The following is a 25,452-nucleotide window of genomic DNA, read 5'->3' on the forward strand; positions in this document are numbered from 1 at the left end:
TTGCTTTAAATAACAAGTAGAACAAAGCCGACATAAATGTCGGCTTTTTATTTTGATCTTAAGTTAATAACAACTAGGGTTTGCACGTTACGACAGTCTATTTTGAAGGGGGCTAATTACTACGCTCACCTTTTAAATTAGAGACAAATAACTCCCGCCTTTGCTTGTAACTAAGGTCTTGGCTTAAAAGGTAGTGTAACTTAGTTAAACATGCCTCTAACGTCATATCACCGGCAGAAAGCGCTCCTGCATCTTTTAAAACATGACCAGTTGCATAACCATCCATATTAACTTGTCCTCTAAAACATTGAGTTCTATTAACAATTAATATTTCTCGTTGATGAGCTTGCTTTAATTCATTTATTAAGGCGTTGTCTTGTGGCGCGTTACCTACGCCGTAACTTTGAACAATAAGCGCATTAACAGGTTGTGCTAATACATTTGCAATGACAGTGTGACTTATTCCGGGGTAAAGAGTGACAACACCAATAGGTTGGCCACTAATATTAATCACCTTTAATTGATCTGTTTTATGATGTTCTAATACTTTGCCAGCGCCTAATTGAATTTGAATACCAGCGGTAGCAAGGGCATCAAAATTTGGGCTGTCAAAGGCATTAAAACCGGTAGAGTTTGCTTTAGTTGAGCGGTTACCGCGAAATAACTTATTGTTAAAAAATAAACTTACTTCTGGAATAGGAAAGTGTGCGGCTAGGTACAGAGCATTAAGTAAATTGGTTTGCCCATCGGAGCGAATTTCCGAAAGTGGAATTTGGCTACCTGTAACAATAACGGGCTTACTCAAGTTATCTAACATAAAAGACAAGGCTGACGCGGTATACGCCATGGTGTCAGTACCATGCAAAACAACAAAACCATCGAACTCAGCATAGTGCTCTGCAATATCCTCAGCAATGACTTGCCAATCACTAGGAGACATATTGCTCGAGTCTATAACAGGGCAGTATTCGTTGATCACAAACTCTGGCATCTCGTCGCGAAATAATTCAGGTAATGAATTAACGACATCAGTGATATAGCCTTCTACAGGGATATAACCCTGAGAAGACTTTTTCATACCAATGGTGCCACCAGTGTAGGCAATATAGATTTTCTTTTTCTGCATTATTTTGTTAACGCTTCACACTCTATGCAATAGATATACATATGTTTAGGATCATTAAATTTAAGCCATCCTGTGGCTTCATTCCACATTTGATTTACCAGTGACGAGAATGGATTAGGGCGATTATCATTAACTTGCAGCGTTGGAGTTGGAAGAACGACTTTAGCCATCCCTAAAAACTCCTGAATGATCTTATCAAAGCCAACCACAGGCTCTTGAATTGTGATTACAGAATAGTCTTCGATTCCCGCTAGTTCTGCTGCACCCTTAATAGCATCGTCAAAATAACCAAGCTCATCAACTAAACCTAATTCTTTTGCGGTTTGACCAGACCAAACACGACCTTGGGCAATTTTGTCTACTTCTTTAACTGTCATATCACGCTCTTGCGAAACCAAGTTAAGAAATTGACGATAGCCATTTTCAATGGACAATTGAATGATGTTTTTCATTTCAGACGGTAACTTACGGGCAGAGGAAAGCCCGGCTAACTCAGTGGTACCTACACCGTCGGTGTAGACGCCCAATTTAGCGAGTGTTTCTTCATAGGTAAGAAACATACCAAATATGCCAATAGAGCCTGTGATAGTGCTAGGAGACGCCCATATCTTATCGGTAGACGCTGCAATCCAATAACCACCAGATGCCGCTAGCGTGCTCATTGACGTAACAATAGGTTTACCGGAAGCTTTTATTGCTTCAATTTCATTTCGTATTATTTCAGAAGCAAATGCGCTACCACCAGGGCTGTCAACACGCAACACAATGGCTTTGACAGAGTCATCTAAACGCGCATCTTTTAATAACTTTGCGGTAGAGTGACCACCAATTTCGCCAGGTTTTGCGTTGCCATCGTAAATAGTGCCGCTCGCGACAACAATAGCGACTTTATCTGCGTTAAGGACAGGGAATGTTTGATCTACAAAGTCTAAGTATTTATTTAACGTAATAACATTTACTTTACTCGCATTCAGTTCCTGCTTCATATAAGCATCAAACTCTTGATGCGTCATCACCATATCAATCCATTTATTGGTGAGTGCTAAATCAGAAAAGTCTCCGTCGACAGATTTGAACTTATCGTAAAAAATAGAAAGTTTCTCATCAAAGTGACTTTCATTTAAGTCTCGTTGACTAGCAACGTCTGCTTTATACATGTCCCAAAGTTCATTTAGCCACTGTGAGTTTGCTTCTTTAGCCGCCTCAGACATATCGTCACGAATATAAGGTTCGATGGCTGACTTAAATGTACCGACTCTAAAAATATGAGAATTAACGTTTAGCTTTTCTAACGCTGATTTGTAATAAGTATTGTAACGGCCAAATCCGTCCAAAATAATTGAGCCCATTGGGTGAAGTATTACGGTATCTGCGTGTGAGGCCAAATAATATTGACTTTGAGTAAAGAAGTCCCCGTAAGCAACAACCGGTTTTCCGCTTGTTTCTTTAAAACGTTTAATGGCATTTGCCACTTCTTGTAGCTTGCTTAGACCAGCGTTTTGTAAACCGTGCAAGTCAAGTTTAAGCATAGTTATTTTTTTATCGTTTGCTGCAAAGTCAATGGCGTTTAATATATCTGTTAACAACAGCTCTTTACGTGTGTTTGTCGCACCTAAAGCATCATTCATAAGCTCGGCGTAGGGATCTACTACTGCTTTTTCTTCTACAATATCGCCAACAAGTTTTAACTCTAATACTGAATTATCGGAAAATATAATGGGTTGATCTTTTTTTGAGGAAATGGCGCCAAAGATAATTACGGCTAAAATTATAAATATAATATTAAGAATAGCTTTGCGGGTAAAATTCAAAACGCCCCAGCATGCGCGTATCAAATCGAAAAACCAATTTTTATTGGTAGTAATTTCACTAGACATAAAGTGTCCCAAAGAGAGTTAAAATTCATCTGTTATTGTTGATTAATTATCAAACCTTTACCAGAATTCGAATGTAACAAAATTAAACTATTGATGTCAGACCAGTAGTCAGTTAAAGTTTTGCTTAGTTTAAACAGCTTACGTTGGTTTGCAACATGTCATATCCTCATTTATTTCAACCATTAGACTTAGGTTTCACGCAGTTAAAGAACAGAGTTTTAATGGGCTCAATGCATATTGGTCTTGAAGAAGAAAAAAACGGCTTCAATCGTTTAGCGCAATTTTATAAAGAACGTGCTGAAGGTGGTGTTGGTCTAATCGTTACAGGCGGTATTGCGCCTAACTTTGCGGGCAGAGTAGAGCCAAGAGGTGCTCAGTTAAGTCATTTTTGGCATGTTGGTAAACACAAAAAAATAACCAACGCAGTTCATGAAGCCGACGGCAAAATATGTTTACAAATATTGCACACTGGTCGATATGCATACCATCCGTTTAGCGTCTCTGCTTCTGCTATTAAAGCGCCAATTTCGCCATTTAAGCCAAAAGCACTCAGTGCGCGTGGTATTCGTAAAACAATTAACGATTTTGCTAATTGTGCAAAGTTAGCCCGAAAAGCCGGGTATGACGGCGTCGAGGTGATGGGTTCAGAAGGTTATTTAATTAATCAGTTTATCGCGCCAAAAACTAATAAAAGAACAGACCAATACGGTGGTAGCTTTGAGAACAGAACTCGTATTGCAATTGATATTGTTCGTGCGATAAGAGAACAAGTAGGTGACGACTTTATTATCATTTTCCGTTTATCTATGCTTGATTTGGTTGATAACGGATCGACATTTGAAGAAGTCGTTGCGCTTGCAAAAATGCTAGAAAAAGCAGGTGTTACGTTATTAAACACTGGTATTGGTTGGCATGAGGCTCGAATACCTACCATCGTTACGTCAGTACCTCGTAAAGCTTTTACTTGGATTAGTGAAAAAATCAAAAAAGAAGTATCGATACCGGTAATTACAACAAACCGTATTAACACGCCAGAAATCGCTGAGTCTATTCTAGCAGACGGGCAGGCCGACATGGTGTCAATGGCACGACCTTTATTGGCTGATGAAAACTTTGTTAATAAAGCAAAAGCCGGCCAAGCAGATCGAATAAACACTTGCATAGCCTGTAACCAGGCTTGTTTAGATCATGTATTTAAACGTCAACAAGCAAGTTGTTTAGTTAACCCAAGAGCTGGTTACGAAACCGAGTTGGTTTTCAAAACCGTAGTAAATAAGAAAAAGCTAGCGGTTGTCGGTGCAGGTCCAGCGGGTATGGCATTTTCTTGTTATGCCGCCGAACGAGGCCACGAAGTCCATTTATTTGACCAGGCTAACGAAATTGGTGGCCAGTTCAATATCGCCAAAACGATCCCAGGTAAAGAAGAGTTTTACGAGACGATTCGCTATTTTGAAAATAGAGTAAAAGATACTGGAGTTCATTTACATTTAGGTGAACGTCAATCAGCAGAAGCGTTAGCAAGTCAAGGTTTCGACCAAGTGATTGTTGCGACAGGTATTATTCCTCGTGAATTAGATTTACCGGGTTTTGATGACGAACGTGTTATGAGTTACCTTGACGTACTTCGTGACAAAAAAGAAGTAGGCCATAAAGTTGCGGTAATTGGTGCCGGTGGTATAGGTTTTGATGTTTCGGCCGCATTAACACAGCCTAAATCTCATTCATTAGACTTAGAAGCTTGGTTAGCGTACTGGGGCGTCGACACTGATTATAAAAACCGTGGCGCAATAAAACCAATGAAGGACGATCCACCTGCACGTGAAGTGACTTTAATGCAGCGTAAAACGACAAAGGTTGGTGCAGGACTTGGTAAAACCTCTGGTTGGGTTCATCGTGCCGAATTAAAACGTGCGGGCGTAACTATGTTAAACGGCGTTGAATACCGTTCGTTTTCAGAAAAAGGATTGGAAATAGCCATCGATGGTCAAGTTCAATACCTAGACGTTGATAATGTTATAGTCTGTGCAGGACAATTATCAAACAGTAAGCTAGCGGATGAGTTAAAAGCGTTAGGCCAAAAAGTTGAAATTATTGGTGGTGCATATATAGCTGCAGAACTTGATGCTAAGCGTGCTATACGTCAAGGTGCAGAGCTGGCTTCAAAAATTTAATATGAATAATCAAGATGTTACTATTTGTTTAACAAACCCGAAAAGCCCCAGTAATGTTGGGGCGATTCTTAGAGCAGCAGGCTGTTATAATATTCCTGCTTTGCTTTACACGGGAAATCGTTATAACAAAGCAAAAAAACACGCGACAGATACTCAAAATGTTGGCAATGAAATTTCTGTCACTCATGTCGAGTCATTTTTAGAATCAAAACCCGATGATGTAAAGTTAGTTTGTATTGATTTTGTAGAAGGTGCAGTACCGCTGCCAGTTTTTGAGCATCCAGAAAAAGCGTTCTACGTCTTTGGGCCAGAAGATGGGTCATTAAAACAGGACATTGTCGATCAGGCTGATTTTGTTGTTTACATGCCTACTAACGGAAGCTTAAATCTGGCTGCAGCTGCAAATGTTGTGCTTTATGATAGGGCCGCAAAAGCGTTTTCAGGGCATGATGATGACTTGATCAGAAAAAGTCGTGATGTGAATAACCGCTTAAAAGTGCCTGCTTAATTAAAGCAGGCGTTTTAATATCCGGTCTATTTGCGTCATACGTATTTTATTGAGTAATTTTTGTGGCTTTATTGGATAGTCTTTTATGCTATCTAACTGTTTATAATTTTCAACAACGTTAGTATGTTGATAAATCATATCTATCTCTTTTTGAACCATAGGCATTAGCTTTTTGTTCGGATCATCAATTAATAAGCCGTTTTCCAAGTCTAACGTCCATGCTCTTGGGTTTATATTGCTGCCTGTAATGAGATGATAACGAGAGTCGATTATCATGCCTTTTAAGTGGTAGCTATTTTGTTCATGTTTCCATAGCCGAACAACAAGTTGGCCATTATCAATATACTTTTTCCAACGTTTCGCAAACCGCACTAATAAAATTTCATAGACGTAAGGCACGATACCAATAGTCGTAAACTTTTCTGGGTCATGAATAAAAAAGTCGTTTGCAGTTTTGTCACCTACGGTAATCTCTATTTTAACGCCTCGTTTTAGGGCTTTTGCTACATCACGAGTTAAAACTTTAGGTAAGTTAAAGTAGGGCGTAAACATCACAACGGTTTGTTCACTTTTTTGAATTAACTTTCGAATTTTGTTGTTAAGATTATTATGCTTTTTACCAAAGCCAACAAGTGGCTCAACGAGCAGTTCACTCGCGTTTGTTGTCGGTGAAGATATTTTATATTCACTATTTGTAAGATAATGTCTTAACTGCAGAATAAGTTTTTTTAAATCCGGCAGTATTGGGAATTCACCTTTATTTAAGCGAGGTGCTAAGTCTGAATGAACAAAAACTTGATTTAAATACTTAACAAAACTATCGGCTAATACTGTGCTATTAAATAAGTAATATCGGTCTAAGCGATACTTATCCTTTTGGTGCAAGTAAATATCATTGATACTTGCACCGGTAAAAAATAAACAGTCGTCAAAGACCATGCCTTTGAGGTGCAAAACGCCAAATAGCTCTTTATTTTTAACTGCAACACCAAAGATCTTAACTTCACAACCAAATTCTTTTGCTTTATTTAAATAAAAAGCTCTATTGCCTTCTTGATCTTTTGCACCAATTAACCCTCGACGAGCTCGGTGTGCATCAACAAAAATTTTAATATCAAGTTCAGGAGAAATTTGTTTGGCATGATAAAGCGCATCAAGTATTTCTCTTCCAGCCTCATCGTCCTGTAAATATAAAGCCGTAATATATATACGGTTTTTAGCTAACTTAATATATTCAACTAAGCGCGTTTTATATTCTTTTGCTGAGTATAATATCTCCAACTCATTGGCATTCATTGCCACGGAGTTATTCAAATCAATCAGTTCTGAGTATGTCATATAGAAGTACCGAGCAAATAACTAAAGTCGTGATTTGACTCAACAGTTACTTTATTACCTGCTTTAAATTCATAAGCTTGTTTGTCACCAAGTAAGGTTAATTTGCCATTTGCTAACAGCAAAGCGCTACCTTCTTGAATACCAACAACCGTAGTTTTAGGGTTGAGCACCATAAATTCTTGTAAACGCATTTCGCGGGTTTCGCCATTGTGGCCTGGAGCTTGATAATCGGTGTAGTGCGGATTTATTTGAAACGGTAAAATATTAAGCGCATCAAAAGATTTAGGCTCAACAATTGGCATATCGTTAGTTGTTCTGATACTTGCACCGGCAATATTCGAGCCTGCACTCCAACCGATATAGGCAGTGCCGCTATCTATTTGTTGTTGTAGCTCCAAGATCAAATCGCGCTGGTATAAACGGTCAAGTAACGCAAAAGTATTGCCTCCACCAACTAGAACAATGTCGCTATTTCTAATTGCAGCTTTCTCGTCGTTATATTGATGTATCGAAGTCAATTCAATGGATAAGCTAGTTAACGCTCTCTTTACCATTTCAAAGTAGTCATCATAAGAAACAGATACGCCGGCATAAGGAATAAATAGAATTTTTGGCGTTGAAGAGCACGGCAAGTGAGATAAAAACTGTTCAATTAACGGGATAGCATGTTCGAGGTAACCCGTATTACCTTCTCGAGAGGCACTTAAGAGCAGGGCGTTTGTCATTGTAAAATTCCAATTCGCTGCAGCAGATTTTTTAACTTTGTGGGATCGATAGGTTTCGACAAAAAGCCTTTGGCCCCCATTTCCCAGGTAACTTGTACATTATCTACTGAGTTATAAGATGAACACATAACGACAGGAACGTCGATGTTTTCTACATTAATTCTGTCTAATACTTTTTTGCCATTAATATCGGGCAGTTCAATATCTAAAATAACTAGGTCGAATGTTTGTTCTTTAAGTACGTCAATGGCTGCGCCACCGGTTGAAACGCAAATAACAGAGCTAAAGCCTAAATCGGACAATAGCTCTTTAAACAAGACCAAAATATCATCGGCATCATCAATGACTAAGATACTTTTCGACATAGGTTTCTATTAATCGTTCGCCAGTGCGAAAGTATATGCGGTGTGAAAAGCGCTTTCTTGAAATTGACGAAGCTCTAAGTCTTTCATTGTATATTCAAGAGGATTACGCTTTAACGTTTCTTTAATATCTTTGTTGTTAACCATTGCAACTTTTACGTCATCAATTAACTGGATTGCAGCTTCCATTTTGAAGCTATTCGCACTGCCAGAAAATTTACCACGCATAGGACGCTGTTTAATAGCAATAGTGTCGACTTTGTAATCTTCTACCATCTTTTTAAAAATGGAATAAAACGCACGAATGCCGTCAGCGTTTTCGGCATCACGCAGTTCAATACCTCTAGTACGAGTTTCTTTTACGTTAAACATGCCGCCTTCACTGTTCATTAATACAAAAACAGCTTCTTTATTATTAAGTTCTACGCCTAATAAGTTCATTTTTACCCTTTATAAATCTTAAATTCGCATCAAAAGATGCGAATATGGATTAGTAATTTGCGGTGCCTGGTGCACGTGGGAAAGCAATAACGTCACGAACGTTTTGCATACCAGTTACATAAGCGACTAAACGCTCGAATCCTAGACCAAATCCAGCATGAGGAACGGTGCCGTAACGACGTAAATCGCGATACCAGCTATAGTCTTCTTTGCTTAAGCCCATTTCTTCTAATCGAGCATCAAATACATCTAAACGCTCTTCACGTTGAGAACCACCAATAATTTCGCCAATTCCTGGTGCCAATACGTCCATTGCCGCTACTGTTTTACCGTCGTCATTTTGACGCATATAAAACGCTTTAATATCGCGCGGATAGTTTTGCATAATAATTGGTGCACCTACATGCTCTTCAGCTAAGTAGCGCTCATGTTCAGAAGATAAGTCGATACCCCATTTAACTGGGAATTCAAACTTCTTACCAGAGTTAAGTAGAATATCGATTGCATCTGTGTAATCCATGCGTACAAAGCTAGAATCAACCACTTGCTGAAGTCGAGTAATTGCTGTTTTTTCAACGCGCTGCTCAAAAAACTTCATGTCGTCTGGTAATTCTTTTAATACCGCGTTAAATACGTATTTTAGTAGATCTTCTGATAATTGTGCGATGTCATTTAAATCGGCAAACGCGACTTCTGGTTCAATCATCCAAAATTCAGCCAAATGGCGGCTAGTATTTGAATTTTCAGCACGGAAGGTTGGGCCAAACGTATATATTTTGCTTAGCGCACAAGCGTAAGTTTCACCGTTTAGCTGACCAGATACAGTTAAGTATGCTTCTTTACCAAAAAAGTCTTGGCTGTAGTCTACTTTTCCTTCATCCGTCATTGGCGTATTAACCATGTCTAGCGTCGAAACGCGGAACATTTCTCCTGCGCCTTCGCAGTCTGATGCCGTTATAATTGGAGTACTAACCCAGTAATAACCTTGTTCGTGGAAAAAGCGATGAATTGCCTGTGATAAACAGTTACGAACACGGGCTACAGCACCAATAATGTTAGTACGAGGGCGAAGGTGAGCATGCTCTCTAAGATATTCAATTGAATGACGTTTAGCAGCCATTGGGTATGTATCTGGATTTTCTACCCAGCCAATTATCTCTACTGAGTCTGCTTGAATTTCAACAGCTTGGCCTTGACCTTCAGACTGAACCAACTTGCCCGTTACAGAAACAGAGCAACTAGTTGTTAATTTAGTGATATCATCGTAATTCGCTAAATCACTTGGCACTACAGCTTGAATCGGATCAAAACAAGAACCGTCGTGAACGGCTAAAAATGAAATGCCAGCTTTAGAGTCACGTTTCGTGCGTATCCAGCCTTTTACTGTTACGATTTCACCAGCGCTTAGTTCGCCAGCTAATAAAGATTTTACTGAGTTATGTGCCATGTTTATTCGGTCTTTTCTTTAAATCGGGTTAAAAATAAATAGGGTGTAATCTTACTTAGTTGTCATTCAGATACAAGTGATATTAGAGTATGGTTTACAGTTAATTAGTTAATTGTTTTATAATGGTTGTTATTTCGTCAATTTGGAGCAGTACGAAATGTGGAATGGGATCGAAAGGCGAAAAGGACCAGACCTTTTTAGTCAAATTATAAATGCGCTAAATGTGTTGTCTTGGCTCGTATTTGTCATCGCATTAGCGTTATTTCATTATGCGCGCCCAGAACTAAATAATATAATTTTAGAGTTCCACAAAATTCCAATTCGAGAGTATTGGTTGGGAACGTTAAAAGACTATTTATATTTGAGTCTATATATTAGTGTGACATTCAGTGCCGTATCTTTAATCGGCAATCAAATTCGCAACAAACGTAAAACCGATTATCAAAAGTATAACCTAATGTTTCTAATGGTCGTTCTATTGGCGTTTATCGGAGTGATTAGTGTCTAATAAAGTATTTATTATTAGGGGGTTACCAGGCGCCGGGAAGTCTAATTACGTGACACTGTTGACGGCTAATTTATCACCAAGTGACTACGCAATTCATAGTACCGATCATTATTTTTACAGCGAAGGTACCTATGTGTTTAATCCTCGCCAATTAGATCAGTTTCACCAACAAAACCAAGCTGCGTTTGGTAAGTCCTTACAAAAAAAGGTACCACTGGTGATTTGTGACAATACCAACATTGAGGCTTGGCAAATCGACAATTACGTAACATTAGCTAAAAAATATAACTACGAAATAGAAGTTGTATCGATTGGCTTTTTTAAAAGCCCGCAACATCAAACATTATACGCTAGTCGAAATAATCATAATGTAGAGTTAGGTGTCATTCAATCAATGGCGAAGAAGTCACAGCGATTTCACTATCAACAGCATCTTTTGTAGCAATTCGGTTAGCTCTAGTTCAGATATGATATACGGCGGCATTACATAAATTAGTTTGCCAAACGGTCTTACCCAAATACCTTTATCTACAAACTGTTTCTGTATGCTTGCAACATCAACCGCTTCCTTCATTTCAATAACTCCAATGGCTCCAAAAACACGAACCTCAGTAACGCGTTCCAGTTTATTTGCCGAGTTAAGTTCCTGATTTAATATTCTATTTATGTTTTTTACTTGGTTTTCCCATGATCCAGCTTTTAATAATTCCATACTGGCATTTGCCGCTGCACAAGCTAGTGGATTACCCATAAAAGTAGGGCCATGCATTAGCACACCAGCACGACTATTACTGAGTGTGATGGCAACTTCATCAGTACAAATTGCGGCCGCCAATGTCATATACCCACCTGTGATGGCCTTGCCGACACATAATATATCTGGCGTAATGTTAGCATGCTCACATGCAAACATTTTTCCCGTCCTTCCAAAACCAGTGGCAATTTCATCTGCGATAAGTAATACGCCGTACTTCTCACATAGCTTTTTTGCGCCGCTTAAATAGTCAGGGTGGTAAAATCGCATTCCGCCTGCACCTTGCACGATGGGCTCTAGAATTAGCGCTGCAACCGTGTCGCTACGACACTCTAAGACGTCAGCCAATTCAGCAAGTTCATTATGCTGAAATGGATCGGTAGGCTTACTTGTAGGAGAGTCAATAAAGTAGTTTTGTGGCATCATGCCAGAATATAAGCTGTGCATTGAATTAAGTGGATCGCAGACTGACATAGCGCCAAAAGTATCGCCATGATAGCCATGTTTTAAAGCAATAAATCGATTTCTGCCAATATGACCTTTGCCCAACTGATATTGAATGGCCATTTTTAATGCCACTTCGATAGATACTGAGCCACTATCCGCTAAAAAAACTTTATTTAGACCATCCGGTGTAAGCTCAACCAAATGCTTTGCTAAATTCACAGCAGGTTCATGCGTCAACCCACCGAACATAACATGGCTCATTTGATTTAGTTGACTCGATATCGCTTCATTTATGTGTTGATTATTATAACCATGAATTACAGACCACCATGAAGACATGCCATCAATAAGCCTAGTGCCATCCTCTAACTCAATATAAACACCATCTGCAGATTTTACTGGATAGCAGGGTAACGGGTTTGTCATCGATGTATATGGATGCCAAATGTGTTTTTTATCGAAATCAATATCTATAGTGGTATGAGTAGTTGTCTTTTTGTTCATAAAGTGTTCACTAGTAAACTTTTGGTGAAGGGCTAAATTGACAAGGTGTGGCGGCAGGATAGACTATCGAGCATATTAAAAACAATAAAAATATTACTTACCTTAGTAAAGGCGCACTATGACTACGCAAATTCGACACGATTGGACCCATCAAGAAGTAAAAGCACTTTTTGATATGCCATTTAACGACCTAATGTTCAAAGCTCAACTGGTCCATCGCGAGCACTTCGATCCTAATTACGTGCAAGTAAGTACCTTGTTATCGATAAAAACAGGTGCTTGTCCTGAAGATTGTAAGTACTGCCCGCAAAGCGCTAGATACTCTACAGGCCTTGAAAAAGAACGCTTGATGGAAGTCGAAAAAGTACTTCAACGAGCCAAGGAAGCAAAAGAAATTGGCTCTACGCGTTTCTGTATGGGCGCAGCATGGCGTAATCCTAAAGATAGAGATATGCCTTACGTTATAGAAATGATCAAGGGTGTAAAAGAGCTTGGTTTAGAAACCTGTATGACGTTGGGAATGTTAAGCAAAGAGCAGGCATTAGCATTAAAAGAAGCTGGTTTAGATTACTACAACCATAACTTAGATACGTCTCCAGAATACTACGGGGACATTATTACTACACGAACTTATGAGGACAGACTTAGTACGTTAGATAACGTACGTTCAGCGGGCATGAATGTTTGTTCTGGTGGCATAGTAGGGTTAGGTGAAAGTGCGAAAGACAGGCATGGCTTGTTAATTGCCTTAGCAAACTTACCGCATCATCCTGAAAGTGTGCCTATTAATATGTTAGTTAAAGTAAAAGGGACTCCGCTTGATAATGTGGACGACTTGGATTCCTTTGAATTTATAAGAACTATCGCGGTTGCGCGAATATTGATGCCGAAGTCATTTGTACGTCTATCGGCTGGACGCGAAGGCATGAATGAGCAGATGCAGGCTATGTGTTTTATGGCGGGTGCTAATTCAATCTTTTATGGATGTAAGCTACTAACTACTTCAAATCCAGATGAACACTTTGATAAAAAACTGTTCGCTAAATTAGGTGTGAACTCTGAACAGACTAAAGATTACTCTGATGACACAAAAGAAGCAGCATTACTTGAGCAACTAAAAGAACAAAATGCACCCGAAAAAGAGCTGTTTTTTGAAGCGCAGTAAGTCATGACTGCGTTTAGTAATTTTATAGCTGAAGAGTTAAAGAAGCGCGATGAACATAGTTTGTTGCGTTCTCGTCGTGCGTTTGAATATGTATCGTCAACAGAGTTAGTTTACAACGGAAATCATTACCGCAATTACTCAAGCAATGATTATCTAGGTTTAGCTTCATCGTTTTGCTTAACTGAATTTAATAAGTGGCAAGACACTAGACTTGGGATAACCGGCAACAATTGCAGTAGCGGTTCAATGGCAAGTCCACTTGTAACCGGTTTTTCTTATCAACATAAAGCGTTGATTGACGACTTACTGAACTATGTTGACGCACCGGATGACTATAGTGCGGTTTTATTTAGCTCTGGTTATGCAGCAAATAATGGTGTTATTAATGCGCTATTTAAAGATAAAGATAACTCAAGCCAATTGTTTCAAGACAAGTTAAATCATGCCTCGTTGATCGATGCAGGCACTAAACTTCAAGCGGCCGGGCATTTAACGCAAAAACGTTTTAATCATAATAATGTTGAACATCTAACAAAATTATTAAACACAAAAAGTGGTCCACTACAAAAGCGACTGTTAGCAACGGAAGGCGTATTTAGTATGGATGGCGATAGGTCGCCACTTATTGAAATTTCAAAAATTGCTCGTCAAACCAATACGCTACTAATGGTCGATGATGCACATGGCTTTGGTATTAGTAGACATTCATTACATACGTCCGGTATTACCTTGTCTGACGTTGACATTTATGTTGTCACTTTTGGTAAAAGTTTGGGGGCACAAGGGGCTGCGGTTATTGCTAAAAATGATATTTGCCAATATCTAGAGAACTTTTGTAAGGACTATATTTATTCCACGCATTTGTCACCTCTGCAATGTGCCGCAGTACAGTTTAATCTCCATAAGTTAAATGATGCAGACCGGCAACAAAAGCTACAACAAAATATTAAACTATTTAAAAACCTAGCGGCAAAATATGGCTTGCCAGTGCTCGATTCTGACACCGCAATTCAACCTATAGTTGTTGGTGATGAAGAGCATGCACTGAAAATGACTGAGCAACTGAAACAGCATGGTATTTGGTTAACGGCGATACGAACACCAACGGTTGCTAAAGGAAAATCAAGGTTACGCGTGACCATAACGTCTGATCATAAGTCTAATGATATTAGTGGTTTAGTTGATTGTTTGGTTAAGGTGTTTAGTTTACCAAAAACAAGCACTGGTGAGGTTGGGCATAGTGATTAGTACAAATATCGAAAGTAAATTTTCTACAATATCAACACAAAAAGTTGCATTTCACTTTGGCAATTCAGCGTTAACATATAGAAACAAAGCGCAGCTGCAACTTGAAACAGGTAAGCTATTAATTAACGCATTGCAGGAAAAATTGTGCGCAAATATTGACACTAAAAGCGATGCTGACGGAATGAAATGGGGACTTGATCTTGGTTGCGGTCCAGGGTTATTTCAGCCCCAATTAGATGTTTTACCTGGTGAGTTAATTAGCCTAGATTTGAGTAACTCTATGTTAAATACTAACCCAGCGGTAAATAATAAGGTTTGTGGCGACAGCCACTCTTTACCGCTTCAAACAAGCAGTATTGACTGGGTATTCTCGAATTTGATGGTGCAATGGTGTGATTTTAATACGGTAATTACTGAAGTTGATAGAGTATTGAAGCCTGGTGGTACCGCCGTCATTAGTACTTTATTGCCGGGTAGTCTTTATGAGCTAGAAGCAGCATGGGCGCTTGTGGATAGTGACAGGCATATTCACCAATATCAGAATTCGAACGCTATTGAACAATCCCTATCAGATTTGGATTCTTCTAGTATTCAATGTAGCCAACATAAATTGGTTTATTGGTATTCAGATGCTTTGTCTTTAGCAAAGGAATTAAAGTCTTTGGGCGCGAACCTAGTAAATAATCGCAACCAGAAAGGTCTAATTGGTAAAAGAAAATGGCAGCTAATGGAACATCATTACAGAGACCTATTTGCCAATAAAGATACAAATTTGGTGCCAGCCACATACCGCGTAAAGACGGTTGTTATAAATAAGTGATCAACTTATTGCGAGAGGGTTTAGATGAGTCAATTAGATAAGAAAGTCCAAAACTTAACAGAATATCCGGCAATTTTTATAACGGGTACCGATACAGAAATAGGTAAAACGTATTGCACCTCTTTACTACTTAGACACATGAATTCGCTTGGTATTGATGTAAATCCATTTAAACCGATATCTGCAGGCGTTGAGAGTCATTTGTTAGATGGAGATGGAACTGAGTTAAATGAAGATGCCTATAGATTATGGCAGGCGAGCAATAAGCGATATTCGTTAAATGAAATTAATCCTATTGTATTTAAACAGCCAATAGCACCGCATATTGCAGCCGAGATCGAACAACGACCATTATCGTTTCAACAATTAGATGAACTGTTACCTAAAGCATTATCTTTGGCTGAATTAACCTTAATTGAAGGTGCGGGCGGGTGGCATTTACCGTTAAATAATCAACAACTATTGTCCGATTGGGTAGCGGCCAAACGACTCCCTGTAATTTTAGTCGTGGGAATTCGATTAGGGTGCCTTAATCACGCACTTTTAACCGCACAAGCTATTAAAGCATCGGGATGCCAGTTAGTTGGTTGGATTGCTAATTTTGTAGAAGGGAAAGGTGATGTGCATCTTAAAAATACACAATACCTGACCCAAAAACTTAATGACGTGTATGGCATAGAATGCTTGTTCGAGGTAGATAAAAACCAAACAAAGCTAATCTGAATCATTTGGTTTGTGTTCTTCGCGTTCTTTGAGCTTAGCCTTTGCTTGATCAATTGGATCTTGATTAATATTTTTCATCGACATTTTAGCAGAGTATTTTAGTAGCATAATATTACTAACAATGACGCCAAGCACAACGATGATAATAAAGAAGGCTGTCCAGTTCATTAACTTGGCTCCACTATGTTAAATACGTATTGTTGTAATATGGTGTCAAAGTGTTCAGAGATAATATCAGTGCCTTGGACCTTGTGATCATTCAAAATTTTGAAAAACTCATCTTTTGTAAGATTTTTGATTGTTGATTCGTACTGTGAAGCAATTTTAATGTGAGATAAATGCCAAGGCTCTGATGCAACTCCGCCTTGGTATACGGCATAAGGTTTAAAAAAACCAAATCTCTTTGCGTTGTTATCAAGCCAATCAGATAACCCTGAAAACGGTCCACCCGATTGATACTCATGTGATTCAAGTTGCAACTGGTACTCTGGTGCTATTGTTGACGCATCATAATAGTCAAAATCACTGCCCCAATGATGTCGACTAAGCCCAGGTAATGCCGAGAATGTAAGTATAGACGCAAGTTTATCAAAGCCGAACTTACTTTCTATATCAATGACCTTTCCATTTAAAGCTTGGACAGGGCGCTGACCGGTAAATTTATTATTCCATATCATAGACTGGCGGTTAAAATCGCGATAACCAGATGCGACTTGTAAATTATAACCGGCCTCATTAGCACTAGCGATTAATGCTCGGTAATCGGCCTCAATCGCTTTGTGAAGACGCTGATTGTTGTCCAAATTGTTTTTTAAAACAAATAGGTGGCTATCATCTAAGCCAAGCGCCTGCTTAATCACAACAAACAGCCAACCAAGGTGTTGTAATACATATCAGTAAGTAACTCTAAGTCAGTGATCTTAACGCATTCATTTACTTTATGGATGGTAGCGTTGCATGGCCCAAGTTCAATCACTTGCGCACCCGTTGGTGCAATAAAGCGACCATCTGATGTTCCACCTGAAGTTGATAACACAGCGGGCTTTCCGACAACTTTAGTTATAGCGGTATTAACACTATCTAAAAGTGTACCTTCATCAGTTAAAAATGGTTGGCCATTGTGAATCCAATCCAACTGATATTCAAAGTTATGCTTTGAAAGTATTTGTTCTACTTGTTCAATTAACTGGTGGTCAGTAACTTCCGTTGAATATCTGAAGTTAAACTGTAATGTCATTTCGCCTGGAATAACATTACCGGCGCCAGTGCCGCCATTAATGTTAGATATTTGCATCGATGTTGGAGGGAAAAACTCGTTTCCGGCGTCCCAAGTTGCTGCACTCAACTCAGCGACAAACGCTGCTGAGGTATGAATAGGATTTTCAGCCAAGTGTGGATAGGCCACATGACCTTGTGTTCCTTTAACGGTTAACGTACCTGTTAATGAGCCACGACGGCCATTTTTCACAATATCGCCAACTTCATTGGTACTCGATGGCTCACCAACAATGCAATAATTTATTTTTTCATTACGCGCTTCAAGTACGTCAATAACCCGAGTTGTACCGTTGATAAAAGGGCCTTCTTCATCACTAGTAATTAAAAATGCAATACTGCCTTTGTGGTTTGGGTAATCATTAATAAAGCGCTTAGTGGCAATGACCATAGCAGCCAAACTGCCTTTCATGTCAGCAGCGCCTCGACCATGCAGATAGCCATTTAATTCTGTTGGTTCGAACGGTGGAGTTTGCCAGTGCTTTACATCTCCAGTTGGCACCACATCTGTGTGTCCAGCAAAACAAAATACGGGTGACTCTGAGCCTTTACGTGCCCACATATTTTCTGTATCAACGAAAAACATCGATTCAATATCAAATCCTAATGGCGCTAAATAACTAGCCATAAGTGCCTGACAACCTTCATCATGCGGGGTTACTGACGGTCGTGAAATTAATTCCTTTGCCAATGTAATAGTTTCATGTTCATGACTCATTAGTCTACTTCCCAAACACTTTTTGGTATTGCTGTTCTTTAAAGCCGATATGATATGAACCGTCGCTAGCAATTAGAATAGGGCGTTTGATCATCGCTGGTTGCAATAACATTTGTTCAACAGCCACTTCCTTTGACAAGTTGTTTTTTAAAGCATCATCCAATTGGCGATAGGTAGTGCCTCGTTTGTTTAAGACGACTTCCCAATCTAAATGCTCCACCACCTCTTTTAACCAAGCTTCGTCAATGCCATCAACCCGATAATCATGAAAAACATAGTCAATATCGTTTGTGTCTAACCATTTCTTGGCTTTTTTTATCGTGTCGCAGTTTTTTATACCGTATAACGTAATTGAATTCATATTTTTGACTACTTAATATGTTTTGGAAGTGCAACCAAACTAAAAATGGTGTCTTGATTCACTTCGACCGTTTTATGAGGAACTTGAATGCGTCCAAAAGGCGCGCTATCAAGGATTAGAAATTGCAATGTAATTGGTTTTAGGTGTTGCTGTATTTTGTATAAATCCAAATTTAAAATCGGCTGACCTGACGCTACACTGTCGCCTTTTTTAACGATACAACCAATGCCTAATCCCATTTGTGCTGTATAGCTTGATGGTAACTGTATTAAAAATTTCAATTTATTTTTGGCTTGAATGATGACTCTCGCATGGCTAGGTTGAATATCAACTACAGTTCCATTTACCGGAGACACAACATGATGGCTAGTTAAATAAATATCCACTCCTTCACCCAAGGCTAATAGCGCTGGATCGGAGATTATCTCTACTTTGCCAGAGGCCGGTGCAAGGATTTTTATGCCTTTTACCTTTTCAGGACTGGCGTTGCGCGTAATTGAGTTGAACCTACTATGTGACATAAGTATTCCGTGTAATGACGATATTAGTCGGTTAATACTTTATAACCATTTTTACGCAGAGCGGTAACGGCATCGCCCATATGTAACGCCTTTACTAGAATATAGTCAGTTTCAAAGGTAGAGACTGCAAAAATACTAATATTGGCGCTAGCTAATACACCGGAAATGTTGGATAAAATTCCCGTTAATGAAAATCCCAGTGGACCTAACACTTCTAATGCTTGCCAGCCGGGCTCAGTTTCTTCGCTTTCTAATTCAATATCTGAAAGGCATACAATAGAAACTTCATCGGTTGTTTTGCCAATAAAAAACAATTCTGATTGCAATACTTCCGATGGTATAGCCTGCTCTGGGGGGAGGCTATGAATGGAGAGTTGCGAGTCGAGTAGTTGAAGCGTTTGTTTTGGCATGGTAAGTCAAATCTCTTTATACAAATTAGCTAACAAGTTTTCAATTATGATACTACTACGAAATTTTCTAAAGATCAGTTACTTAAACATATGTTACTCACAATATCTGTGGATAAGTATGTTGGTTACTCGGTGTAACTCTCTTTAGCCCTTGAATTATAAGCACTTCATCAAATGGTTTAAAAAAGAATCAGTGCTTAATAATTAGTAAAGTGATCCTAAACTTGCGACGCCTGGATCGCAGTTAAAGCAATTGTATAGACGATATCATCAACTAAAGCGCCCCTTGAAAGATCATTAACGGGTTTTCTCATCCCTTGTAACATAGGCCCAATACTGACTACATCGGCACTTCGCTGGACAGCTTTATAAGTCGTATTACCGGTATTTAAATCTGGAAATATAAATACCGTCGCTTGACCTGCTACAGGACTGTTGGGGGCTTTTTTCCGAGCAACATTTTCCATAACCGCGGCGTCGTATTGCAAAGGACCATCAATGATCAAATCTGGACGTTTTTGCTTAGCTATTTGAGTAGCCTGTCTAACTTTATCAACATCTGCACCAGTGCCAGACGTGCCAGTGGAATAACTGATCATCGCCACTTTAGGCTCAATGCCAAACGCTTGTGCTGAGTCAGCAGATTGAATTGCAATATCCGCTAATTGCTCGGCGTTTGGATCTGGATTAATTGCGCAATCACCGTAAACCAAAACTTGGTCAGGCAAAAGCATAAAAAACACTGAAGAAACCAAGCTAGCGCCTTCTGCAGTTTTGATTAATTGCAGTGGTGGCCGGATTGTATTAGCTGTGGTATTTACCGCTCCAGAAACAAGGCCATCTACTTCATCTTGTGCCAACATTATGGTGCCAAGAACGACATTATCTTCAAGTTGCTCTTCAGCAACAACTTCAGTAAGTCCCTTGTGTTTTCTAAGCTCAACCATAGGAGCTATATAACGATGACGAATTTTTTCAGGATTCTTTATGATGACATTATCGTTTAGCTCAACCCCTTGTTGTTCTGCCACCAGCATTATTTCTTCTGGGTCGCCAAGCAATACACATTTTGCTATTCCGCGTTTACCGCAAATGGCTGCAGCTTTAATAGTTCGCGGCTCATTGCCTTCAGGCAGTACAATAGTCTTGTTTGCTTTTCTCGCTTTATCGGTAAGGTTATAACGAAAAGCAGCGGGGGATAGTTTTCTTACCTTTGCGACGTTTTTCGTTAAACTTGTTATCCATTCATCGCTAATGTGACTTGCGGTGTGGTCTTTAACTCGTTCTATGCGTTGCTCGTCATCAACAGGAACCTCCATGTTGAATCGTTGTAGCAATAATGCCGTATCCCACGTATCACTCTTAGTTGATAACACAGGCAAACCTTTCTCGAAGGCCTGTTTACACAACTCTAATATAGAAGGTTCTGGTTGAAACCCACCAGTGAGCAGGATGGCGCCTAGTTTTGTACCATTCATTGCGGAGAGGGAAGCGGCAACAAGTACATCAGATCGGTCACCTGGAGTAACTAGCAGCACACCAGGTCGAACTCGACCAAGAATGTTTCCTACTGTTCTTGCACACACAGTAATTGATCTAAGGCGGCGGAACTCTAGGTCACCTTCATTAATTACTTTAGCTTCTAAATATTCGGCTAGGTCTTTAACTCTAGGTGCTATTAAGTCTGAATTCCAAGGTACGCAACCAAGTAGGCTAAAATTTTTATTGAAAATAGATAGCTTTCGGTAACTGGTAGACTCATCAATAAACTCACTTTCAACTAATACTTCAGAAAAGTCGTTTGCTAAGTTTCCTTTCAGGTCGCGAGGTGCATTTATCTTGTTAAAAATGGCGCCAATGACATGTTCGTTTTTAAATCCACCATAATTATTGGCTGCAATTTCGAGTTGATCTTCGAGTGCGGTAATTGATGTATTGCCCGGTGCAATAACAAACACAACATCAGCACCGAGTGCAGTAGCAATTTGTCGATTTATTTTATTGACATAGGCTTGATCTTTAGTCGGTACCAAACCTTCTATAATTACTGCTTCATCTTCTTTTATATGAGACTCAAAACGTTCGACAATTTCTTCTAGTAAGATATCGACATTATCGTCGCCAATGAGCGTTTCAGCGTAGTGCAGTGAAAAAGGCTCTGGGGGATCAATGTGGCTTAAGTTTCGAAGTATTTGCGTTGTTTTTTCAGGACCTTTATCGCCACTTATTGGCTGTGATATTGGCTTGAAAAAATTCATTTTTACCGCTTTGTTCTCAAGAGCTCTAAATAAACCTAAAGTTACTGAAGTAAGTCCAACCCCGGAGCCGACCGGCACTAACATAATTCTATGAGCCATTATTTTTCCTCCTTTGTTAAGCGCGCAGCGTCCTGTGCAATTACCCATTCTTCATTCGTTGGTATAACAATAATAGGAGTTCTGGATGTAGAGTCGTGGATAGCACCAGCCTGTCCAAATCGAGCTTGTTGGTTTTTACTTTCATCGATAGTTAAACCTAGTAGAGATAGATGCTTAACGATTCTATTTCGAATGTAACTTGAGTTTTCACCGATACCACCTGTGAAAACAACGGCATCTAAATGAGTGAGAGCACAAGTGTAGCTTGCAATATACTTGGCAACACGATAACTAAAAACCTCAAGAGTTAACTGTGCCGCTTGTCGTTTGTCGTTGTCAGCATCGTTTAACGCGTCTTCAAGAGTTCGACAGTCGTTGGACAACTGGCTTAAACCTAACATACCACTTTGCTTATTTAATAAATCATCAATTTGAGAAGCGTCGTAATTGTATTGCTTCATAAGGTGAATAATCACACCGGGATCGATATCACCACTTCGGGTACCCATCATTAAACCTTCTAATGGTGTCATTCCCAGCGATGTGTCCATGCTTTTACCGTCGTTAACTGCGCAGACTGAACAACCATTGCCTAGGTGTACGGTAATTACAGACGTATCTTTTGTTGATTTATCTAACCATTCTGCCGCTTTTTGACTAACAAAATAGTGGCTAGTGCCATGAAAGCCATAACGGCGAATACCTTTGTCTTTGTAGAGGTTTTTGTCTATACCGTACATGAATGCCTTAGCTGGCATAGTTTGGTGAAATGCAGTGTCAAACACAGCTACTTGCGGTACACCTGGAAACGCCACTTGGGCAGCCTTAATACCAATTAAATTGGCGGGATTATGTAATGGTGCAAGGGCAGATACGGCTTCTATAGCGAAAATAACGTCATCATCGATAATAGCAGACTCGGTAAATGCTTCACCACCATGCACAACACGGTGTCCAATCGCACTAATACCATCGTCTAGTCCTAATTGTTTTAAAGTGCCAACCAGGACCTTAATAGCATCAACATGTTGATTATGTTCGCCAAGCGCTAAACTATTTTTTTCACCATTACGTTTAATCGTTATAATGGCATCAGTATGGCCAAGTTTTTCGGCTAAGCCCGAAAGCAGTTGGTTTCCAGATTGGCTGTCGATTAAGGCAAACTTAAACGAAGAACTACCACAATTGAGAACAAGAACATGGGTATTAGAGCTCATATTATCCTTACGCTACATAGCAAGTTGGTTTGGATTTCTAAAGCATATGACCTTTTGGTGCTGCCGATAGATGCCTTAGAAAGTTTTCAAAATTCGTTGTTTAGGTTATCTTTATCAGTATAACGTTTAATTAGATTTGGGGGCATGACTATTTTAAAAAATACCTTTTACTTAGGTTACAAATTCAGTCAAACATGGCCAAAAAAAGAGCCTTATTTACTGATGTTTGAACAAACCAAGGCGATTCGTTTAACAGATCTATCTATGACTGCTGCCCCGGCGATTGCGTTAGTCACGGTGTGGTTACAAATATACTATTTGGGGATTGAATCATTGCAAACGGCTTTGTCGATGTCATTATTGATCTTGTCAATTCCAGCCCATGGTTATTATCAATTAGGACAACAAGCAAATAGGCGTTTGCCCATTAGTTTACAAAACTGGTACAGAGAGATTGAACATAAAATAATTGCTCAACAACAAGTTCAGGCAAGTTTTGAAGAATCGAAACCGGTAAATAGTTATGTAATAAGCAGGAAACCGAATAGTCGATTAACCTTTATGGACTTAGCTTTATTATTAAACCAGCTGTTTAAGCAATAACCCAACGTGACTCAAGTTATTGCTTAACAATTTAAACAATTATGAAATGTTTATTTATATGTCAAAAGTGGACCAAATAGGCGCATGATCAGATGGTTTTTCAATTCCACGAAGTTCATAATCTATACCAGCGTCAATTACCTTATCATTCAGTAACGGCGTCGCTAATATTACATCAATGCGTAAGCCTCTATTGTCATCAAAACCACGAGAGCGATAATCGAACCAAGAGTATTGTTCACCTTTAGTAGGGTGTAAGCTTCTAAATGTGTCGTGTAACCCCCAGTTTAATAGTCGAGACAACCATTCACGCTCTTCTGGTTGAAACGAGCATTTACCGGTTTTAAGCCAACGTTTTCTATTCGGCTCACCAATACCAATGTCTAGGTCTGTCGGAGAGATATTAATATCACCCATCACAATAACCGCCTCATCAGCGTTTCTATATTCGTTTAAATAAGTCATTAAATCGTTATAAAAAGCACGTTTGTAGGGAAATTTTACTTCGTGATCTATGCTTTCGCCTTGAGGGAAGTAACCGTTTAAAACGGTAACCGGCTTACCGTTATAGTCAAAAGTAACCATGACCATGCGCTTTTGATGGTCTTCGTTATCCGTTGGAAATCCTTTTTGAACATTAGATATGTGCTCTGCGATATCATTTCTGACTAACATGGCGACACCGTAGTGTGCTTTTTGACCGTGATAAAATACTTTGTAACCCATCGCAGTGACGGCTTCCTCTGGAAATGCCTCATCATGTACTTTTGTTTCTTGAAGACCAATGACATCTGGATTGTGCTTAGTTATAAGCGCTTCTAGTTGGTGTAGGCGTGCTCTTAGTCCATTAATATTAAAAGAAATAATTTTCATAAAATTCGCTTATTGAAGGTTCGTTATCATACTTATTTTGAGATCATGCCTCAGCACTTGAAATTAGGCAACGTTTTGCAACAGCGAATATTTATGTGAAATATTAAATATGACTAGCGAAACAGCGGAAGGATTCGTAATATTCCGAGATAGCTTATATTCGAGGAAACGTATTATTTTTCACATATTTCTACACTTTTTAGTGCCGTTATTGGTAGCATTTATTTTCTTTCGTAAAAGTTGGCAAAAAGCATTCATAATAATGATGATGACTATGGTCATTGACATCGATCATCTGCTCGCAACACCAATTTACGATCCGATGCGTTGTAGTATGGGGTTTCATCCTTTACATACTTGGCCATTTGTTTGTCTTTATAGTGCGTTATTGCTATGGCCAAAAACACGTATCATAGGTGCCGGTCTTATCATACATATGGTGTTAGATAGTATTGATTGCAAAATAAATTTGGGCGTATGGATGATGTAGCAACTACAATCCTATCTAAGTATTTTTACATTGCCATTTCTTTTTTTACTCAGTAGTATTTTTAAATATCTTTTGTAAGTGTATTAAAAAAAAGAAATTATTAGCAGTGTTACGACTGAAGAGGCCTGCGTATGCCAAGCGATACAAAATTATGTGTACTGTTAAGAGTGGAACCAGGGTCGTTAGGGCCACAAGGCCTTGATCATGTAGAAGACTATTGTGTTGTAGCCAACCGATATTTTCAAAAAATTCATAATCATCTGATAACCTGGAATGTTGTGCCAAGATACGACAAAACACTGCCTGAAATTGACTTTTTCATAAATGGCAAACACCTCAGTTCAGAACAAGCAAATAAAATGCTGCTGTTAATTAATAAAGATGAAGAATCTATAGAGACAGAAGCCATGGAGCATGTTTCAAACTTAATTGATAAATATTTAGGACATCAATATTAACAATC

Annotated in this window: 28 protein-coding genes; 11 read left to right on the forward strand and 17 right to left on the reverse strand. The window is 39.1% G+C overall.

Annotation, left to right across the window (positions count from 1 at the left end):
- Positions 1 to 112 precede the first annotated feature (112 nt).
- The gene (gene ansA, locus ACZ1GV_RS05735; protein ID WP_472675627.1) at positions 113 to 1,126 is read right to left on the reverse strand and encodes an asparaginase; all 1,014 of its coding nucleotides are present in this window, start codon (positions 1,124 to 1,126) and stop codon (positions 113 to 115) included.
- The gene (gene sppA, locus ACZ1GV_RS05740) at positions 1,126 to 3,003 is read right to left on the reverse strand and encodes a signal peptide peptidase SppA (protein ID WP_472675628.1); all 1,878 of its coding nucleotides are present in this window, start codon (positions 3,001 to 3,003) and stop codon (positions 1,126 to 1,128) included. Before sppA ends, ansA begins: the two co-directional genes overlap by 1 nt.
- Before the next feature lie 155 nt (positions 3,004 to 3,158).
- Between sppA and ACZ1GV_RS05745 the strand changes: the two genes are divergently transcribed.
- Together ACZ1GV_RS05745 and ACZ1GV_RS05750 are read left to right on the forward strand one after the other, a co-directional pair.
- Positions 3,159 to 5,174: an oxidoreductase gene (locus ACZ1GV_RS05745; protein ID WP_472675629.1), complete on the forward strand. Its 2,016-nt coding sequence runs from the start codon at positions 3,159 to 3,161 to the stop codon at positions 5,172 to 5,174.
- A gap of 1 nt (position 5,175) precedes the next feature.
- Positions 5,176 to 5,682 carry an RNA methyltransferase gene (locus ACZ1GV_RS05750; protein ID WP_472675630.1) on the forward strand — a complete coding sequence of 169 codons (507 nt, stop codon included), beginning with the start codon at positions 5,176 to 5,178 and terminating at the stop codon, positions 5,680 to 5,682.
- On the opposite strand, the gene pssA is transcribed toward ACZ1GV_RS05750, so the two are convergent.
- The 5 genes from pssA to asnS are packed head-to-tail and all read right to left on the reverse strand — an operon-like array spanning position 5,683 to position 9,995.
- Positions 5,683 to 7,020 (reverse strand): CDP-diacylglycerol--serine O-phosphatidyltransferase, encoded by a 1,338-nt coding sequence (pssA, locus tag ACZ1GV_RS05755; protein ID WP_472675631.1) that lies wholly within the window; start codon positions 7,018 to 7,020, stop codon positions 5,683 to 5,685.
- Positions 7,017 to 7,745: a dipeptidase PepE gene (pepE, locus tag ACZ1GV_RS05760; RefSeq protein ID WP_472675632.1), complete on the reverse strand. Its 729-nt coding sequence runs from the start codon at positions 7,743 to 7,745 to the stop codon at positions 7,017 to 7,019. The genes pssA and pepE overlap by 4 nt, the downstream gene beginning before the upstream one ends.
- Positions 7,742 to 8,110: a response regulator gene (locus tag ACZ1GV_RS05765; RefSeq protein WP_472675633.1), complete on the reverse strand. Its 369-nt coding sequence runs from the start codon at positions 8,108 to 8,110 to the stop codon at positions 7,742 to 7,744. The genes pepE and ACZ1GV_RS05765 overlap by 4 nt, the downstream gene beginning before the upstream one ends.
- 9 nt (positions 8,111 to 8,119) lie before the next feature.
- On the reverse strand, positions 8,120 to 8,548 hold the full coding sequence (locus ACZ1GV_RS05770) for a DUF3010 family protein (RefSeq protein WP_210559573.1): 429 nt from the start codon (positions 8,546 to 8,548) through the stop codon (positions 8,120 to 8,122).
- 49 nt (positions 8,549 to 8,597) lie between these two features.
- Positions 8,598 to 9,995 carry an asparagine--tRNA ligase gene (asnS, locus tag ACZ1GV_RS05775; protein WP_472675634.1) on the reverse strand — a complete coding sequence of 466 codons (1,398 nt, stop codon included), beginning with the start codon at positions 9,993 to 9,995 and terminating at the stop codon, positions 8,598 to 8,600.
- A 157-nt stretch (positions 9,996 to 10,152) separates the two neighbouring features.
- On the opposite strand from asnS, the gene ACZ1GV_RS05780 reads away from it, so the two are divergent.
- Both ACZ1GV_RS05780 and ACZ1GV_RS05785 read left to right on the forward strand, forming a co-directional pair.
- Positions 10,153 to 10,503 (forward strand): hypothetical protein, encoded by a 351-nt coding sequence (locus tag ACZ1GV_RS05780; protein WP_210559571.1) that lies wholly within the window; start codon positions 10,153 to 10,155, stop codon positions 10,501 to 10,503.
- Positions 10,496 to 10,945, forward strand: a complete 450-nt coding sequence (locus tag ACZ1GV_RS05785; protein WP_472675635.1) for an AAA family ATPase — start codon at positions 10,496 to 10,498, stop codon at positions 10,943 to 10,945. The genes ACZ1GV_RS05780 and ACZ1GV_RS05785 overlap by 8 nt, the downstream gene beginning before the upstream one ends.
- Here the strand turns inward: ACZ1GV_RS05785 and bioA are convergent.
- Positions 10,910 to 12,208, reverse strand: a complete 1,299-nt coding sequence (gene bioA, locus ACZ1GV_RS05790; protein WP_472675636.1) for an adenosylmethionine--8-amino-7-oxononanoate transaminase — start codon at positions 12,206 to 12,208, stop codon at positions 10,910 to 10,912. The genes ACZ1GV_RS05785 and bioA overlap by 36 nt on opposite strands.
- A gap of 118 nt (positions 12,209 to 12,326) precedes the next feature.
- Between bioA and bioB the strand changes: the two genes are divergently transcribed.
- Genes bioB through bioD form a run of 4 tightly spaced genes read left to right on the forward strand, consistent with a single transcriptional unit; the run spans position 12,327 to position 16,164 of the window.
- Positions 12,327 to 13,373 (forward strand): biotin synthase BioB, encoded by a 1,047-nt coding sequence (gene bioB, locus ACZ1GV_RS05795; RefSeq protein WP_472675637.1) that lies wholly within the window; start codon positions 12,327 to 12,329, stop codon positions 13,371 to 13,373.
- Between the two features lie 3 nt (positions 13,374 to 13,376).
- On the forward strand, positions 13,377 to 14,621 hold the full coding sequence (locus tag ACZ1GV_RS05800; protein ID WP_472675638.1) for an aminotransferase class I/II-fold pyridoxal phosphate-dependent enzyme: 1,245 nt from the start codon (positions 13,377 to 13,379) through the stop codon (positions 14,619 to 14,621).
- A complete protein-coding gene (locus ACZ1GV_RS05805; protein WP_472675639.1) occupies positions 14,614 to 15,441 on the forward strand; it encodes a methyltransferase domain-containing protein in 828 nt (275 codons plus the stop codon). Before ACZ1GV_RS05800 ends, ACZ1GV_RS05805 begins: the two co-directional genes overlap by 8 nt.
- Positions 15,442 to 15,465: 24 nt before the next feature.
- Positions 15,466 to 16,164 carry a dethiobiotin synthase gene (gene bioD, locus ACZ1GV_RS05810; protein WP_472675640.1) on the forward strand — a complete coding sequence of 233 codons (699 nt, stop codon included), beginning with the start codon at positions 15,466 to 15,468 and terminating at the stop codon, positions 16,162 to 16,164.
- On the opposite strand, the gene ACZ1GV_RS05815 is transcribed toward bioD, so the two are convergent.
- The 8 genes from ACZ1GV_RS05815 to ACZ1GV_RS05850 form a co-directional block, all read right to left on the reverse strand.
- Complete coding sequence (locus tag ACZ1GV_RS05815; protein ID WP_472675641.1) at positions 16,156 to 16,332, reverse strand: DUF2897 family protein; 177 nt, start codon at positions 16,330 to 16,332, stop codon at positions 16,156 to 16,158. The two genes, bioD and ACZ1GV_RS05815, sit on opposite strands and share 9 nt — an antisense overlap.
- The gene (locus tag ACZ1GV_RS05820; protein ID WP_472675642.1) at positions 16,332 to 17,024 is read right to left on the reverse strand and encodes a M15 family metallopeptidase; all 693 of its coding nucleotides are present in this window, start codon (positions 17,022 to 17,024) and stop codon (positions 16,332 to 16,334) included. Before ACZ1GV_RS05820 ends, ACZ1GV_RS05815 begins: the two co-directional genes overlap by 1 nt.
- A complete protein-coding gene (gene dapE, locus ACZ1GV_RS05825; protein ID WP_472675643.1) occupies positions 17,021 to 18,157 on the reverse strand; it encodes a succinyl-diaminopimelate desuccinylase in 1,137 nt (378 codons plus the stop codon). The genes ACZ1GV_RS05820 and dapE overlap by 4 nt, the downstream gene beginning before the upstream one ends.
- A 4-nt stretch (positions 18,158 to 18,161) precedes the next feature.
- Positions 18,162 to 18,518 (reverse strand): ArsC family reductase, encoded by a 357-nt coding sequence (locus ACZ1GV_RS05830; RefSeq protein WP_472675644.1) that lies wholly within the window; start codon positions 18,516 to 18,518, stop codon positions 18,162 to 18,164.
- 8 nt (positions 18,519 to 18,526) lie between these two features.
- On the reverse strand, positions 18,527 to 19,039 hold the full coding sequence (locus ACZ1GV_RS05835) for a PTS glucose transporter subunit IIA (protein WP_472675645.1): 513 nt from the start codon (positions 19,037 to 19,039) through the stop codon (positions 18,527 to 18,529).
- A 23-nt stretch (positions 19,040 to 19,062) separates the two neighbouring features.
- Positions 19,063 to 19,449, reverse strand: a complete 387-nt coding sequence (locus tag ACZ1GV_RS05840) for an ACT domain-containing protein (protein WP_472675646.1) — start codon at positions 19,447 to 19,449, stop codon at positions 19,063 to 19,065.
- 218 nt (positions 19,450 to 19,667) lie between these two features.
- Complete coding sequence (gene pta / locus ACZ1GV_RS05845) at positions 19,668 to 21,806, reverse strand: phosphate acetyltransferase (protein ID WP_472675647.1); 2,139 nt, start codon at positions 21,804 to 21,806, stop codon at positions 19,668 to 19,670.
- The gene (locus ACZ1GV_RS05850; RefSeq protein ID WP_472675648.1) at positions 21,806 to 23,023 is read right to left on the reverse strand and encodes an acetate kinase; all 1,218 of its coding nucleotides are present in this window, start codon (positions 23,021 to 23,023) and stop codon (positions 21,806 to 21,808) included. Before ACZ1GV_RS05850 ends, pta begins: the two co-directional genes overlap by 1 nt.
- A gap of 144 nt (positions 23,024 to 23,167) precedes the next feature.
- On the opposite strand from ACZ1GV_RS05850, the gene ACZ1GV_RS05855 reads away from it, so the two are divergent.
- Entirely contained in the window at positions 23,168 to 23,626 is a 459-nt protein-coding gene (locus ACZ1GV_RS05855) for a DUF412 family protein (RefSeq protein WP_472675649.1), read from the forward strand.
- Between the two features lie 54 nt (positions 23,627 to 23,680).
- On the opposite strand, the gene xthA is transcribed toward ACZ1GV_RS05855, so the two are convergent.
- Positions 23,681 to 24,499, reverse strand: a complete 819-nt coding sequence (gene xthA / locus ACZ1GV_RS05860) for an exodeoxyribonuclease III (protein WP_472675650.1) — start codon at positions 24,497 to 24,499, stop codon at positions 23,681 to 23,683.
- Positions 24,500 to 24,608: 109 nt separating this feature from the next.
- On the opposite strand from xthA, the gene ACZ1GV_RS05865 reads away from it, so the two are divergent.
- Both ACZ1GV_RS05865 and ACZ1GV_RS05870 read left to right on the forward strand, forming a co-directional pair.
- The gene (locus tag ACZ1GV_RS05865; RefSeq protein WP_472675651.1) at positions 24,609 to 24,989 is read left to right on the forward strand and encodes a DUF6122 family protein; all 381 of its coding nucleotides are present in this window, start codon (positions 24,609 to 24,611) and stop codon (positions 24,987 to 24,989) included.
- 131 nt (positions 24,990 to 25,120) lie between these two features.
- Positions 25,121 to 25,447: a hypothetical protein gene (locus tag ACZ1GV_RS05870; RefSeq protein WP_472675652.1), complete on the forward strand. Its 327-nt coding sequence runs from the start codon at positions 25,121 to 25,123 to the stop codon at positions 25,445 to 25,447.
- The last annotated feature ends 5 nt before the right edge of the window (positions 25,448 to 25,452 follow it).

Source organism: Psychrosphaera sp. HA2-10, assembly GCF_055693745.1.

Bases quoted from the DNA above. Each gene is read 5' to 3' on its own strand.
- ACZ1GV_RS05835 (WP_472675645.1), bottom strand. From the start codon at position 19,039: ATGTCACATAGTAGGTTCAACTCAATTACGCGCAACGCCAGTCCTGAA.
- ACZ1GV_RS05770 (WP_210559573.1), bottom strand. From the start codon at position 8,548: ATGAACTTATTAGGCGTAGAACTTAATAATAAAGAAGCTGTTTTTGTA.
- ACZ1GV_RS05815 (WP_472675641.1), bottom strand. From the start codon at position 16,332: ATGAACTGGACAGCCTTCTTTATTATCATCGTTGTGCTTGGCGTCATT.
- pssA (WP_472675631.1), bottom strand. From the start codon at position 7,020: ATGACATACTCAGAACTGATTGATTTGAATAACTCCGTGGCAATGAAT.
- ACZ1GV_RS05830 (WP_472675644.1), bottom strand. From the start codon at position 18,518: ATGAATTCAATTACGTTATACGGTATAAAAAACTGCGACACGATAAAA.
- asnS (WP_472675634.1), bottom strand. From the start codon at position 9,995: ATGGCACATAACTCAGTAAAATCTTTATTAGCTGGCGAACTAAGCGCT.
- ACZ1GV_RS05750 (WP_472675630.1), top strand. From the start codon at position 5,176: ATGAATAATCAAGATGTTACTATTTGTTTAACAAACCCGAAAAGCCCC.
- ACZ1GV_RS05840 (WP_472675646.1), bottom strand. From the start codon at position 19,449: ATGCCAAAACAAACGCTTCAACTACTCGACTCGCAACTCTCCATTCAT.
- ansA (WP_472675627.1), bottom strand. From the start codon at position 1,126: ATGCAGAAAAAGAAAATCTATATTGCCTACACTGGTGGCACCATTGGT.
- sppA (WP_472675628.1), bottom strand. From the start codon at position 3,003: ATGTCTAGTGAAATTACTACCAATAAAAATTGGTTTTTCGATTTGATA.
- ACZ1GV_RS05745 (WP_472675629.1), top strand. From the start codon at position 3,159: ATGTCATATCCTCATTTATTTCAACCATTAGACTTAGGTTTCACGCAG.
- xthA (WP_472675650.1), bottom strand. From the start codon at position 24,499: ATGAAAATTATTTCTTTTAATATTAATGGACTAAGAGCACGCCTACAC.
- bioD (WP_472675640.1), top strand. From the start codon at position 15,466: ATGAGTCAATTAGATAAGAAAGTCCAAAACTTAACAGAATATCCGGCA.
- ACZ1GV_RS05800 (WP_472675638.1), top strand. From the start codon at position 13,377: ATGACTGCGTTTAGTAATTTTATAGCTGAAGAGTTAAAGAAGCGCGAT.
- ACZ1GV_RS05780 (WP_210559571.1), top strand. From the start codon at position 10,153: ATGTGGAATGGGATCGAAAGGCGAAAAGGACCAGACCTTTTTAGTCAA.
- ACZ1GV_RS05865 (WP_472675651.1), top strand. From the start codon at position 24,609: ATGACTAGCGAAACAGCGGAAGGATTCGTAATATTCCGAGATAGCTTA.
- ACZ1GV_RS05870 (WP_472675652.1), top strand. From the start codon at position 25,121: ATGCCAAGCGATACAAAATTATGTGTACTGTTAAGAGTGGAACCAGGG.
- bioB (WP_472675637.1), top strand. From the start codon at position 12,327: ATGACTACGCAAATTCGACACGATTGGACCCATCAAGAAGTAAAAGCA.
- dapE (WP_472675643.1), bottom strand. From the start codon at position 18,157: ATGAGTCATGAACATGAAACTATTACATTGGCAAAGGAATTAATTTCA.
- bioA (WP_472675636.1), bottom strand. From the start codon at position 12,208: ATGAACAAAAAGACAACTACTCATACCACTATAGATATTGATTTCGAT.
- ACZ1GV_RS05850 (WP_472675648.1), bottom strand. From the start codon at position 23,023: ATGAGCTCTAATACCCATGTTCTTGTTCTCAATTGTGGTAGTTCTTCG.
- ACZ1GV_RS05765 (WP_472675633.1), bottom strand. From the start codon at position 8,110: ATGTCGAAAAGTATCTTAGTCATTGATGATGCCGATGATATTTTGGTC.
- ACZ1GV_RS05855 (WP_472675649.1), top strand. From the start codon at position 23,168: ATGACTATTTTAAAAAATACCTTTTACTTAGGTTACAAATTCAGTCAA.
- pta (WP_472675647.1), bottom strand. From the start codon at position 21,806: ATGGCTCATAGAATTATGTTAGTGCCGGTCGGCTCCGGGGTTGGACTT.
- pepE (WP_472675632.1), bottom strand. From the start codon at position 7,745: ATGACAAACGCCCTGCTCTTAAGTGCCTCTCGAGAAGGTAATACGGGT.